The organism is Streptomyces sp. NPDC048106, from assembly GCF_040706415.1.
Classification (GTDB): Bacteria; Actinomycetota; Actinomycetes; order Streptomycetales; family Streptomycetaceae; genus Streptomyces.
Window position 1 is genome coordinate 39,883 of sequence record NZ_JBEZND010000030.1, and the last position, 13,919, is coordinate 53,801.

Below are 13,919 nucleotides of genomic sequence, written 5' to 3' on the forward strand. Positions count from 1 at the left end.
CGAGGAAGCCCATGGATACCGAACCGCTCCTGGCCGGCAGTCCTGACCGGCACACGCCGTCCGTCGCGAGTAGCAGTACCGCCGACTTCGGCGAAGCGGAGGAGTTCCTACGCCAGTTCCACGCTGAGCAGCCTCGGCAACCTGTCCCGTTCGCGGAGCGGCTGGGACAGGTCGTCGCCGAGATCGATACCACGGGCACCTACCGGCACACCTCCGAGGAGCTGGCCTTCGGCGCCCGGGTGGCCTGGCGCAACTCCAGCCGCTGCATCGGCCGGGCCTACTGGAACAGCCTTCGTGTGGTGGACCGACGGGACGCGACAACGCCCGAGGAGATTCACCGGCACCTGTGTGACCACCTGCGTCAGGCGACGAACGGCGGACGCATCCGCCCGGTCATCTCGGTCTTCGCCCCCGACACCCCCAAGCGGCCTGCCGCAAGAGTGTGGAACGACCAGCTCGTCAGGTACGCGGGCTACCGTCAGCAGGACGGGACCGTCGTCGGTGACGCGGCGTACGTCGACTTCACCGACGTCGTCCGCGAGCTGGGCTGGCAGGCTCCTCAAGGGCCCTTCGACGTACTGCCGTTGGTCATCGAGGCCGCCGGCGACAAGCCACGGATCTTCGAGCTGCCGTCCGACCTGATCCGTCAGGTGCCCATCACCCACCCGGACCATCCGCAGATCGCGCATCTGGCGTTGCGCTGGTACGCCGTGCCGGCGATCTCGAACATGCGCCTGCGCATCGGAGGGATCGACTATCCCCTGGCCCCGTTCAACGGCTGGTACATGGGCACGGAGATCGGCGCGCGCAACCTGGTCGACGAGGACCGGTTCAACCTGTTGCCGACCATCGCCGAATGCCTCGGTCTGGACACCAGCAGTGAGACCACCCTGTGGCGTGATCGCGCGCTGGTCGAGCTCAACGTCGCCGTGCTGCATTCCTTCACCACCGCCGGTGTCACGATCAGCGACCACCACACCGAATCCCGCCTCTTCCTCAACCACTTGGCCCGGGAGGAACGCAACGGCCGCACGGTGTCGGTGGACTGGAGCTGGATCGTTCCCCCGATCTCCGGCGGCATCACGCCCGTCTTCCATCGCTACTACGACGAAATCGAGCAGCGCCCCAATTTCCACCTCGACGACGAGGCCCGGGCTCGCAGTCGGGGGCAATGCCCGCACGCGCACTGACCACCACGGCAATCAGGAGAACAGCAATGATCGACGCGGAGCAGGCCCGCTCGTGGAAGGCAGCGGCACAGCTCTACAACTCGGCCGTCGCCGCATCGGCCATCGCGGCCGCTTGGGAGTTGGGCGCGCTGGACGAGCTGCACGACAAGGGGGTGCTGGACGCCGACGAGTTCGCGGCCCGCAACGACCTGGACCCGGCGTCGACCCTCGCGATGTTCAGGGCGCTGGCCGCGGTGAAGATCGTGGAGAGGGACGGCACGAGGGTGACCCCCGCGGCGGACTTCGCCGAAATCCAGCAGACACGGTCGTTCTTCCACTGGCTCACCAGGGGAAGTGGGGAGTTGTTCCGCCGCATGCCGCTGGTCCTGCAGAACCAGAACCGCGGTGGCGAGCTCGATCCACGGGATCCGGCGGCGGTCACCTACGCGTGCCGCGAGATCAACGCGCTCACCTACGATCCCTGGTTCTGGTCGGCCGTCGACGGGATCGACTTCGATTTCACCATGGTCGCCGACCTGGGATGCGGTAACGGCGATCGGCTCATCAAGATCCTGCGACGCCATCCGAAGGCCGGCGGGATCGGCATCGACATCGCCGCCGACTCCCTGAAGGTGGCCGAGGCGGACGCCGTCGGTGCCGGGCTTTCCGACCGGCTGACGTTCGTCACCGCCGACGTGCGGACAATGGACCGGCGCCCCGAGTTCACCGACGTCGAATTGCTGACGTGCTTCATGATGGGACACGATTTCTGGCCGAGGGAACGCTGCGTCACCACCCTCGCCCGCATTCGCGACATGTTCCCCAACGTCAAGCGCTTCCTGCTCGGCGACGCGACGAGGACGGTCGGCACCCCCGACGACGAACTGCCCGTCTTCACCCTCGGCTTCGAGGTGGCCCACGACATGATGGGCACCTTCCTCCCCACCGTCGCCGACTGGGAGTCCGCGTTCGCGGAAAGCGGTTGGCGGATACGGCACAAGCATGTGATCGACATGACGGTCGGAGAGGTCATCTTCGAACTCGAACCCGCGTGACCTGACTCCCGCAGCCAGTTCGCCGCACGCCCCGCACCGTCAGACAACCACGCTCCGAGAAGGTGGCAAGATGCCAGACCCGCACGACGCAAGGCCCCTGCCGGTGACGGCTGCCCAAGAGGGTCTGTTGTTTCATGCGGAAGTCGAGCGGGACCTGCGTGGCCTGGACACCACGCAGGTCGTGCTCACGGTGGACGGTCACCTCGACCTGGAGGAACTCCGCACCCGCGCTGGCCGGATCACCAGGGCGCGTCCCGGACTGCTCGCCCGCTTCGACCGCGACGCCCTGGGCGGCTCGGTGCGTGTCGCCCGCCCCGAGGCCCGCCTGCCCCTGGTCCAGCGACACGTAGCGGTGGGCGCCGAGGGCGACGCGACGGTCCAGCGGGTGGCGGACGAGGAATGGGAACGCGACTTCGACCCCACGGGTGACGAACCTCTGCTGCGACTGGTCGTCCTGACGACCGGGCAAGGCACGCGTCACCACCTCGTCCTCACCGGCCATCGCGCGGTGCTCACCCTCCAGGCCGCCCACGACACCCTCGCCGCCCTGCTCGGCGGTGACCCGCGGGGCGGGACGCGCGGAACGTCGCCGGAGACCGCGAAGGCGCGGGCAGGGCGGCCGGCGGAGGCCGACACACACCTCGCCTGGCGGGAAACGCTGCGCGACCTCGACGAACCCTGCCTGCTCGGCCACTCGGCCGCGACCGTCTCGAACCAGGAGCCGCGGCCACGATCCGAGTCGCTGTCCGTGCCCGTCCCACCCGGTCTCGGCTCGCTTCCGGGCCGTCTCGACGTCGCACCCGAAGCGCTCTACCAGACCCTCTGGGCTGTGGTGTGCATGAAGCTGAAGAACCGCTGGGAAGCGGTTCTCGGCGACGCCGACGAGCTTCCCGTCCGGATCGCGGCCGCGCCACACGACACGTTCGCCGACGTGGTCCGGCGCACCGACGCGCGCAACGCGCTGCTGGCCGACCACCGCCATGCGGCTGCCGCGACACTCAAGGAGGCGTCGGGGCTCGCGGGCGCCGTCTTCGACACCGCGGTCGTCGTCGACACCCGTCGCTGGGATCCCGCTTCGCTCGGCCTCGGCGAACCGGGGGACGACGAGCCCGCCGGCCCGGCCGTGGTCGGCGTACGGCCGCGCGACACCACGCACCACGCCGCCACACTCGTCGTGCGGACCGCCCGCGACGGCGGGTCGCCCAGCGTCGAACTGGTCCACCGGGCCGACCGGCTGGCAGCCGGCACGGCCCGAACCACCGCCGACCTGCTCACCCGCGCCCTGGCCGCGGTGGCCACCGACCCAGAAGTGCGCGTCGGCGCCATCGACTGGCTCGGCGAATCCCTGCGCCACCGCCTGCTCGTCGACTACAACGACACCGCCGAGCCGCTTCCGCGGGCGCCGCTGCACGACCTGTTCACCGAGCAGAGAGCCCGGACGCCCGACGCCGTCGCCGTCGTCTGCGAGGGACGTACTCTCACCTACGCCGGCCTGGACGCGGCCGCCAACCGGCTCGCCCACCTCATCATCGGCCTCGGAGTGAGACCGGGTGACAACGTGGCCCTCTATCTGGGCCGCTCCGCCGAACTGATCATCGCCGAACTGGCCGTACTCAAGGCAGGCGCGGCATACGTGCCGCTCGACCCGCGCCAGCCCGCGCAGCGACTCGCCTGGATCCTCGTGGACGCCGGAGCGACACTGCTGCTCACCGACCGGCAGCCGGCCGAACTGCCGTTCACCTGCGACATCCCACTGGCCGACGTTCCGGCGGGCGACGACGCGGCCGTCGCGGGAGACCCCGGCGCACCGGACGTCGACGTGCACCCGGACCAGTTGGCGTACGTGATGTACACCTCGGGCTCCACCGGTACGCCCAAGGGCGTCGCCAACACGCACCGCAACGTGGCCGAACTCGCCCTCGATCCCTGCTGGGACGCGGCCCGGCACCACCGGGTGCTCGCCTACTCGCCGCCCGCCTTCGACTCCTCGACCTACGAGATGTGGGTACCGCTGCTGCACGGCGGTGGCCTGACGGTCCTGACCGGCGACAAGATCGACCTCGGCGACCTGGCGGGAGCGGTGGCGGAGCACGGCATCACCGCCCTCTATCTGACCACCGCCCTGTTCGACGCCATGGCACAGGAGCACGTCGAGGCCCTCGCCGCGGTGCATGAGATCTGGACCGGCGGCGACGTGCTGTCGACCGCGGCGCTGCGCCGCGTCCTCGGCTCCTGCCCGGACACCACCGTCGTCCACGTCTACGGTCCGACGGAGACGACGGTCTTCTGCAGCTACCAGATCTTCGAACCTCGGGAACGCCCGGTCGCGGCGCTCCACCTGGGCCGTCCCATGGCCAACACCGCGCTCTACGTCCTCGACGAGTCCCTCGCCCCTGCTGCCCCCGGCCTCGTCGGTGAGCTGTATGTGGCGGGGTCGCATCTGGCGAGGGGGTACGTGGGCCGTGCGGGTCTGACGGCGGAGCGGTTCGTCGCCGACCCGTTCGGTACGGCGGGGCAGCGCATGTACCGCACGGGTGACCTGGCGCGGTGGACCCGCGACGGACGGATCGAGTTCATGGGCCGGGCCGACGCGCAGGTGAAACTGCGCGGCTTCCGGATCGAACCCGCCGAGGTCGAGGCGGTACTGCTGCGCAAGAAGACGGTCGCCCAGGCCGTGGTCGTGGTACGCGAGGACCGGCCGGGGGACAAACGCCTGGTGGCCTACCTGGTACCCGGTGAGAACACCGACGTGGACGTGGAAGCCCTGCGCCGTGCGGTCGCCGCGGTGCTGCCGGAGTTCATGGTGCCCTCCGCGTTCGTCGTGCTCGACGCCCTGCCGCTCACCGTCAACGGCAAGGTCGACCGGGCGGCACTGCCCGCACCCGAATTCGGCGGCGGAGCCGGCCGCGCCCCACGCGACCCCGTGGAGGAGATCCTGTGCGGCCTCTTCGCGGACGTACTCGACCTCGAACGCGTCGGCATCGACGACGACTTCTTCGAACTCGGCGGCCACTCCCTGACCGCCACCCGACTGGTCAGCCGGATACGGGCGGCGTTCGGCGTCGATGTGACGGTGCGGGAGGTCTTCAGTCGCCCGTCGGTCGCCGGGATGGCGGCTCTGGTCGCGGTGGGCGAGGGGGCCGTACGGCCGGTCCTGGAGCCGGTGGTACCTCGTCCGGACCCCCTGCCGTTGTCGTTCGCGCAGCAGCGGTTGTGGTTCCTGGCGCAGTTGGAGGGTGGCTCGACCTACAACATCCCGTTGGCGATCCGGTTGCGCGGGGAAGTGGACCGGACGGCGCTGGCGGCCGCGCTGGTCGATCTCGTGGGGCGCCACGAGAGTCTGCGGACTGTGTTTCCCGAGACCGAACACGGCCCGGTCCAGCGGGTGTTGATGCCTGCCGAGGTGGAGCTGGATCTGCGTGTCGTGGTGACGTCCGAGGCCGAGTCGGGGGCGGTGCTGCGGGATTCGGCGCGGCACGTGTTCGACCTGGCGCGGGAGGTGCCGGTGCGGGCCACGTTGGTGGAGACGGGCCCGGACGAGTGTGTGTTGTCGTTGGTGGTGCATCACATCGCCTCTGACGGGTGGTCGAACACGCCGTTGCTGCGGGATCTGGCGGCGGCGTACGCGGCACGGTTGGCAGGGCGGGCGCCGGGGTGGGCGCCGCTGCCGGTGCAGTACGCCGACTACACGTTGTGGCAACGGGACCTGCTCGGCGACGCCGGAGATCCCGGCAGTCCGATGTCACGTCAGATCGGTTACTGGCGGGACGCGCTGACCGGTCTGCCGCCGGAGGCGACCCTGCCGGCCGACCGGCCCCGGCCTCCGGTGGCGACCTACCGGGGCGGCCGCGTCGAACTGCACATCGACGCCGCCGTGCACGAGCGGCTGGTGCGGTTGTGCCGCACATGCGACGCCTCGTTGTTCATGGCCGTCCAGGCGGCCACCGCCGCGGTGCTCACTCTCAGCGGCGCCGGAACCGACATCCCGCTCGGCTCACCGGTCGCCGGCCGGCACGACGTCGTCCTGGACGAGCTGGTCGGGTTCTTCGTCAACACCCTGGTCCTGCGCGCCGACACCAGCGGTGATCCCAGCTTCCGGCAGCTGCTGGCCCGGGTCCGGGAAGCCGACCTGGCCGCCTGGGCCCACCAGGACCTGCCGTTCGAACGCCTCGTCGAAGAACTGAGCCCCGAACGCTCTGCCTCCCGCCACCCCCTCTTCCAGACGATGCTCACCCTCGCCGACGCGGTCATCCCCGGGCCGGAGATGCCAGGTCTGACCTCGGACGCGGAGGAGACCCCCGCCGGCGTGGCCCGGTTCGATCTGACCGTCAACTTCCGGGAGCACCGGCTGGAGGCGGCCCGGCCCGGTGGTCTGGATCTGGGCATCGACTACGCCACCGACATCTTCGACGAGACCACCGTTCGCGCGTTCGGTGAGCGGATCGTGCGGTTCATGGCCGGTGTGGTGGAGACGCCGGACCGGTCGATCGGCGACATCGACGTGCTCTCATCCGGCGAGCGGCAGTGGCTGTCGGGAGCGGGCCGTGGTGAGCTGCCGGCCCGGACGGGGTCTTTGCCGGAGGTCGTTCGGGCGCACGCCGTCGAGCGGCCCCACGCGCCCGCCGTCGTGTGCGGTGAGCGCACCGTGACGTTCGCGGAGTTCGAGGAGCAGGCGAATCGGCTGGCCCGGCGGCTCGTCACGGCGGGGGTCGGATCCGAGACCCGGGTCGCCCTGTTGCAGGACCGAGGTGTCGAGGCGCTGGTGTCGATGCTCGCGGTGCTGAAGGCCGGTGGGGCCTACGTCCCCCTGGACACCCGGTATCCCAGGGCCCGGATCGAGGACATCCTGCGGCAGGCGTCGGCGGCGCTGGTGCTGACCGATCGTGATGTGTCGGGCTCCGAACTGCCGGACTGGGTACCGGTGTTGCGGGTAACGCCGCTGGAGCGGTGGCGGCCGGGTGACTCCGTGACGCCACCGCCGGACGTGCGGGTGCATCCCGATCAGCTCGCCTACGTGATGTTCACGTCCGGGTCGACGGGAGTGCCGAAGGGATCGGGCAACACGCACCGCAACATCGCGGAGTTGGTGCGTGACGAGACGTTCAGCCACGGCGTGGCCGAACGCATGCTCCAGTATTCGTCGTTGGCCTTCGACGCGTCGACCATCGAGATATGGGGTCCGCTGTTGCAGGGCGGGTGCGTGGAGGTGGCGCCACCCGGGATGCTGGATTCGTCCGCGCTGGGCCGGTTGCTGACCGATCGCAAGGTGCCGGCGCTGTTCTTGACCGCGGGTCTGTTCCACGTGCTCGCCGAGGAGAACCCGCAGGGCTTCCGCGAGGTTCGGGAGGTGTGGGCGGGCGGGGACGTCGTCTCTCCGGAGGCGGTGCGCCGGGTGCTCGCGCACTGCCCGGACATCACTGTCCACAATGGTTACGGCCCGACCGAGACGACGGTCTTCGCCCTGGTGCACCGGGTGGACAGGACGATGGGGCGTCCGAGGGCACTGCCCATCGGCACCCCGTTGGCCAACACCGGTGTCTACATCCTGGACGAGGCTCTGCGCCTCGTCCCGCCGGGTGCCGTCGGTGAGCTGTATGTGGCGGGGTCGCATCTGGCGAGGGGGTACGTGGGCCGTGCGGGTCTGACGGCGGAGCGGTTCGTCGCCGACCCGTTCGGTACGGCGGGGCAGCGCATGTACCGCACCGGTGACCTGGCGCGGTGGACCCACGACGGACGGATCGAGTTCATGGGCCGGGCCGACGCACAGGTGAAACTGCGCGGCTTCCGGATCGAACCCGCCGAGGTCGAGGCGGTACTGCTGCGCGAGAAGACGGTCGCCCAGGCCGTGGTCCTGGTACGCGAGGACCGGCCCGGAGACAAACGCCTGGTGGCCTACCTGGTACCGGGCGAGAACACCGACGTGGACGTGGAAGCCCTGCGCCGTGCGGTCGCCGCGGTGCTGCCGGAGTTCATGGTGCCCTCCGCGTTCGTCGTGCTCGACGCCCTGCCGCTCACCGTCAACGGCAAGGTCGACCGGGCGGCACTGCCCGCACCCGAATTCGGCGGCGGAGCCGGCCGCGCCCCACGCGACCCCGTGGAGGAGATCCTGTGCGGCCTCTTCGCGGACGTACTGGAGCTCGAACGCGTCGGCATCGACGACGACTTCTTCGAACTCGGCGGCCACTCCCTGACCGCCACCCGACTGGTCAGCCGGATACGGACAGCCTTGAACGTCGACCTTTCCCTCGCGGATCTGTTCGAAGGGCCGACGGTGATCCGGCTGGCCGGCCGGCTCGACGAGACGAGGCGCGCGACCGCCACCGCTCGGCCCAGGCTGCGGCCCCGCGGGCAGGGATGAGCCGGCCGTCCGGGTCGGTGACGACCCCCACCCGAGGCAGGCCGAGAACGGCGGCACAGGTAACCAACAGGGCTCATGGAGCGGCAGGTTGAGACTCGACGTCCGAAGCGGACCACTTGGTACGGTGCCCCTCATGGGGGGATCACTCGCGCCGTTGGCGCATCCGGCTTTCCGTTGGCTGCTCAGTGCCCGCGTGACGACCATGGTCGGCAACGCGATGGCGCAGATCGCGCTCGTGTTCGCCGTACGGGACGTGACCCGGTCGGTCACGGCGCTCGGTGTCGTCGTGGCGGCGCGTTCCATCGCGAACCTGTTGTTCCTGCTGTGGGGCGGTGTCGTGGCGGACCGGCTGCCCCGACAGTTCGTGCTCGTGGGGTCGTCCGCGGTGTCGGCGGTCAGCCAGGGGCTGCTGACCGTCCTGGTGCTGACCGGGACGGTGTCCGTGCCGGCGTTCGTCGTACTGGCGGCCGTGAACGGCATGTCGAGCGCCTTCGCGTTCCCCGCCTCCTCGGCGCTCACGCCGCAGACGGTGCCCGCCGAACAGCGGCAGCGCGCCAACGCGTTGCTGCGCCTCGGGCAGAACTCGTCGACGATCGCCGGCGCGTCGCTCGGCGGCCTGCTGATCGCGTTCATCGGCCCTGGCTGGGGCCTGGGGGTGGACGCGCTGTCGTTCGCGGTGTCGGGCCTGTGCTTCGCGTTCGTGCGGGTACCGGCGGCCGGGGTCGCCGCCGAGCACCGGCCGGGGGTGCTGTCCGAACTGCGGATCGGCTGGACCGAGTTCGTCTCGCGAAGCTGGGTCTGGGGCGTGGTCGTGGCGTTCGTCTTCGTCAACGCGGCCCACGCGGGCGGCACGATGGTCCTCGGCCCGGTCCTCGCGGACACCGTGATCGGACGTGAGACGTGGGGCTTCGTGCTGGCCGCGCAGACCGTGGGCATGGTCGCCGGCGCCTTCGTCGCGCTGCGGATCAGGGTGCGCAGGCTGCTGTTGCTCGGCGTGGCGTGCGTGGCGGCGTTCGCGGGCCTGCCGCTGGCGCTCGCCTTGCACCCGAAGCCGTGGCTGCTCATGACCACCGCCTTCGTGGCCGGGCTGTGCCTGGAGCAGTTCGGCGTGGCGTGGGAGACGTCGTTGCAGCACCATGTGCCGGCGGAGCGGCTCGCGCGGGTCTACTCCTACGACATGCTCGGGTCGATCGCGGCGGTTCCGCTGGCCCAGCTCGTGGTCGGCCCGGTGTCGCAGGCCGCGGGGATCACCGCGACCCTGGTCGGTTGCGCGACGATACACGTGGTCGCGACGGCCGCGATGGTCGCTTCGCGGTCGGTGCGCGCGGTGGAGAACGTTCCCGCGGTACAGCCGGCCGGCTAGGCGCTGGGAACCACCGAGGAATGGTGGTTGAGGATGAGCCACCTGCCCGAGCGCAGTTCGTAGACGAAGGTGTAGCGGGCGTCGAGCGTGGTCTTGCTGCCGTTCTTGTCGGTCAGGGTGAAGCGGTACAGGCCGGTGTTCACGGCACTGGTCGGGCCCAGGATGTCGATGATCTGCCGCTGGATCACGGCGACCGGCTTGCGCTCCAGGAAATGCTCGAAGTAGTCGACGATCCCGGCCCGCGTGGTGCGGATGTACGGGGAAGCGGTCGGGAGCAGCACGGCGTCGGGAGCGTAGAGGTCCGCGACGCGATGCGCGTCACCGGTGGCCAATGCCGCGTTCCACTGACGGAACAGAGCCGCGATCTGCCCTTTCGTGGGAGAGGTGGCCGCGTTGGCCGGCGCGGGGGAATGCGCGGAGGGCGGAGCGTGCGTCTCGGCGGTGTACGCGGCTCCGGTTCCGCTGACCAGCAGGGCGGCGGCGAAAAGAGCGACCCCGGTGGCACGCGTGCGCTTCATCGAGAACCTCCAGCGTGGTGGACGAACAGACCGGCGTGCCCAGCCTTCCTCCGTGTGGGAGAAGCGGCATCTTGACGTGGCATGCGAGTGAAATTCGTCGCGCGGGCCCAGGCCCGGAAAGCTCGCCCTCGCCCAGGGGAGTATCTTTGTCATCGCTTGATGACATCATCCGATGACAAGATTGGCCGCCTGTGCGTTCCCCATCCCACCGCGCCCCCTCCCCCCGGCGGCAGCGCGCCCTGATCCCCGTGCTGCTCTCGCTCGGGATGCTCGTGGCGATCATCAGCAGCCTCGGGGCCCCGCTCGTGCCCACGATCGCGGAGGCGGACGGCGTCTCCGTGGCCGGCGCCCAGTGGTCGCTCACGGTGACGATGCTGGTCGGAGCGGTGGCCACACCGGCGATGGGGCGCCTCGGTGACGGGCCCCACCGGCGCAGGGTGATCCTCGTCGGACTCGCCGTCGTCCTCGTCGGCAGCGTCCTCGCCGCGCTGCCGCTGGGCTTCGCCTGGCTGATCGTCGGCCGTGCGATGCAGGGCGCCGGCATCGGGCTCACCCCGCTGGCCATGGCGACCGTACGGGACGCCCTGCCGGCCGAGAAGGCGCGGCCCGCGGTGGCCACCCTGTCGCTGACCTCCGCCGTGGGAGTGGGCCTCGGCTACCCGGTGACCGGCATGTTCGCGACCTATCTGGGGCTGCACTCCGGCTTCTGGTTCGCGGCGATCGCCGCCGCGGCGACCCTCATCGCCTGCGCCCTCGTCCTGCCGCCGTCGCCGCCGCGCCCGTCCCACCGCCTGGACACGCCGGGCGCGCTGCTCCTCGGGATCGGCCTGGCCGGTCTGCTGTTCGCGCTGAGCCAGACCGAGAGCTGGGGCTGGGGCTCGCCCCGGCTGCTGGTCACCGGCCTGGTCGCGATCCTGCTCCTGGTCTGGTGGGTCCTGCACGAGCTGCGCACGGACCACCCGCTGGTGGACGTACGCCTCGTCAAGGAGCGGACGATCCTCGCCACCGACGTCACCGCCGTACTCTCCGGGGTCGGCCTGTACATGATGCTGTCGATGGTCACCCGGTACGTGCAGGCCCCCGCGTCGGCCGGCTACGGCTTCGGCGCTTCGGTCGTCGTCACCGGGCTGACCCTGGTGCCGTTCTCGCTGGCGAGCCTGGTCTCCGGCCGCGTCGTACGGGTCCTGGTCCGGCGGGTGCCGCTCGCCTCGCTGCTGCCGCTGGGCTGCGTGGTCTCCCTCGTGGGTACGATCGTCTTCGTGTGCGCGAGGAACAGCCTGTGGGAGATGTTCGTCCTCATGGGCGTGATCGGGCTCGGCGTCGGCTTCACCGTGTCGGTCATGCCGGCCCTGATCGTGAGCGCGGTGCCGGCGCACGAGACCGGCAGCGCCATGAGCTTCAACCAGGTCGTGAAGTACATCGGCTACTCGACCGGCAGCGCGCTGAGCGCCGTGGTGGTGACCTCGGGGACCGGCTCGTCGTCCCTGCCGCCCAACCGCGACTACGGCACGGCCGGCCTGCTGGACGGCGGCGTCTGGGTGCTCACCGCCCTGGTCGCCTGGCTGCTGGTGCGCGCCCGCCGCACGGCCGGCCGTACGGTGCCCGCCGCTCGGGGCGGGCAGGCCAGGGAGGCGGCCATCGTCGCCGCGGAGCCCGTACAGGCGGCCGAGACCGACACCGCCGAACCGCCGCTCCCGGCCGACGCCGACCAGTTCGTCCCCGAGGCCGGACGGGACAGCGCCGGTGCCGGGCGGAGCGCCGCCCAGCAGGACGCCGCCGGCCGCCCGGGAACCCACCGGTGACCGCCGAGACGTCCGGGGCCGCCGGGCGGCGGCGCGACGCCGGGCGCACGCGGGAGGCACTGCTGCGGGCGGCGACCGACCTGTTCTCCGAGCGGGGCTTCGACCGGACCACCATCCGGGACATCGGCGAGCGGGCCGGTGTGGACCCCGCGCTGATCGCCCGCTACTTCGGCAGCAAGACCCGGCTCTACCTCCACGCCCTGGAGGCGGAGCGGGGCGAGGCGGTCGGGGACGTGCTGGATCCGGAGCGCCTGCTCGACATCCTGGAACGCGTGGAACGCCGCGGTCCGGTGCCGCTGCTCCAGGTGGCCTTCGAGCCGCTGCGGGACGAGGCCGCGCAGCAGGCCACCAAGGACGCCCTGCACGCCCGGCTGGTGGAGCCGCTGACCAGGCGTTTCGCCCAGGAGGGAGTGGACCGGCCGCGGCTGCGGGCCGAGCTGGTGGTGGCCGCGGTGGTCGGCGTCGCCCTCGGCCACCGCTCCGGCGCCTTCGACGAGCTCGGCGGCGCCGACGCGGCGGACGTGGCCGGGCTGCTGCTCGACACGCTGACCGGGCGTTCCGGGCCGCGCGAGAAGCCGGCCGAGCCCGGGTGAGCGGGCGCCCTCGCCCCCGCGCTCACCGTGAACCGACGACCGCCGCGCCGAAGCGCCGCACCCGGCGGATGCCGGTGACGGCGGCGAGGGTGGCGGCTCCGGCGCCGACGGCCGTGGTGACGGGGTGGCGCAGCACGGCCTCCTGCAGGGAGTGGGCGTGGGCGCTGTCGTCGAAGGCGCCGTGGGCCCCCCGGTCATCGGCCCGGTCGCGGTCGAGCGGGGCGAAGAGGTTGTCCTCGCCGGTGGCCGGGACGCGGTTGGTCTGCTGTGAGTCGTAGCCGGTGCGGGCCAGGTAGCGGTCGAGCAGGGCCGGGAAGAGGCGGTTGGCCCAGATGGTGGCGACGGTGGAGGCACCGATGTAGTACTGCTTGCGGCGGGGGTGGTCGGCGGCGTACACGACTCCGCGGGCGGCGACTTCCGGCTGGTAGATCGGCGGGACCGGCATCGGGTGCCGGTCCAGCCGGGAGCGGACCCAGTCGAACTGCGGGGTGTTGACGGCGGGCATCTGGGCGAGCGTGATGCGCACCCGGCTGCCGCGGTGCAGGAGTTCGGTGCGCACGGACGAGGTGAAACCGTTGATGGCGTGCTTGGCGCCGCAGTACGCCGACTGGAGCGGGATCGAGCGTTCCCCGAGCGCGGAGCCGACCTGCACGATGGTGCCCCGGTCGCGCGGCAGCATCCGGGCGAGCGCGGCGCGGGTGCCGTTGACGAAGCCGAGGTAGGTCACCTCGGTGATGCGCCGGTACTCGTCCGGGGTGATCTGGTCGAAGGGCGCGAACACGGAGGCGAAGGCGCAGTTGATCCAGACGTCGATCGGCCCGAACTCCCGCTCGGCCGCCTCCGCGACGGCCTCCGCCTGGGCCGGGTCGGCCATGTCGGCGGGCCGCACCAGGGCGCGGCCGCCGAGCGCCGCGACCTCGTCGGCGGCCGCCCGAAGGCCGCCCTCGCCGCGCGCGACCAGGACGACATGGGCCCCGCGCCGGCCGTAACGGCGGGCGGTGGCGCGGCCGATCCCGGCACCGGCCCCGGTGATGACGACGGTCGTAGGCATGATCGACTCC

At 71.3% G+C, this 13,919-nt stretch carries 8 protein-coding genes; 6 read left to right on the forward strand and 2 right to left on the reverse strand.

The features are described 5' to 3' along the window. The first annotated feature begins 11 nt into the window (after positions 1 to 11). From AB0927_RS27120 to AB0927_RS27135, 4 genes are all read left to right on the forward strand, one after another. Positions 12 to 1,190, forward strand: a complete 1,179-nt coding sequence (locus AB0927_RS27120) for a nitric oxide synthase oxygenase (RefSeq protein WP_366670335.1) — start codon at positions 12 to 14, stop codon at positions 1,188 to 1,190. Between the two features lie 26 nt (positions 1,191 to 1,216). After that, on the forward strand, positions 1,217 to 2,224 hold the full coding sequence (locus AB0927_RS27125; protein ID WP_366670336.1) for a class I SAM-dependent methyltransferase: 1,008 nt from the start codon (positions 1,217 to 1,219) through the stop codon (positions 2,222 to 2,224). Between the two features lie 127 nt (positions 2,225 to 2,351). Further along, positions 2,352 to 8,582: an amino acid adenylation domain-containing protein gene (locus AB0927_RS27130; RefSeq protein ID WP_366670337.1), complete on the forward strand. Its 6,231-nt coding sequence runs from the start codon at positions 2,352 to 2,354 to the stop codon at positions 8,580 to 8,582. Positions 8,583 to 8,715: 133 nt separating this feature from the next. Beyond that, positions 8,716 to 9,945, forward strand: coding sequence for an MFS transporter (locus AB0927_RS27135; RefSeq protein ID WP_366670338.1), 1,230 nt, complete (start codon positions 8,716 to 8,718; stop codon positions 9,943 to 9,945). On the opposite strand, the gene AB0927_RS27140 is transcribed toward AB0927_RS27135, so the two are convergent. Further along, a complete protein-coding gene (locus tag AB0927_RS27140; protein WP_366670339.1) occupies positions 9,942 to 10,463 on the reverse strand; it encodes an SgcJ/EcaC family oxidoreductase in 522 nt (173 codons plus the stop codon). The two genes, AB0927_RS27135 and AB0927_RS27140, sit on opposite strands and share 4 nt — an antisense overlap. A gap of 191 nt (positions 10,464 to 10,654) precedes the next feature. Here AB0927_RS27140 and AB0927_RS27145 point away from each other — a divergent pair, with 191 nt between their 5' ends. Beyond that, complete coding sequence (locus tag AB0927_RS27145; protein ID WP_366670340.1) at positions 10,655 to 12,265, forward strand: MFS transporter; 1,611 nt, start codon at positions 10,655 to 10,657, stop codon at positions 12,263 to 12,265. Continuing rightward, positions 12,262 to 12,858: a TetR family transcriptional regulator gene (locus AB0927_RS27150; RefSeq protein ID WP_366670341.1), complete on the forward strand. Its 597-nt coding sequence runs from the start codon at positions 12,262 to 12,264 to the stop codon at positions 12,856 to 12,858. The genes AB0927_RS27145 and AB0927_RS27150 overlap by 4 nt, the downstream gene beginning before the upstream one ends. 22 nt (positions 12,859 to 12,880) lie before the next feature. On the opposite strand, the gene AB0927_RS27155 is transcribed toward AB0927_RS27150, so the two are convergent. Beyond that, positions 12,881 to 13,909 carry an SDR family oxidoreductase gene (locus AB0927_RS27155; RefSeq protein ID WP_366670342.1) on the reverse strand — a complete coding sequence of 343 codons (1,029 nt, stop codon included), beginning with the start codon at positions 13,907 to 13,909 and terminating at the stop codon, positions 12,881 to 12,883. Positions 13,910 to 13,919 lie beyond the last annotated feature (10 nt).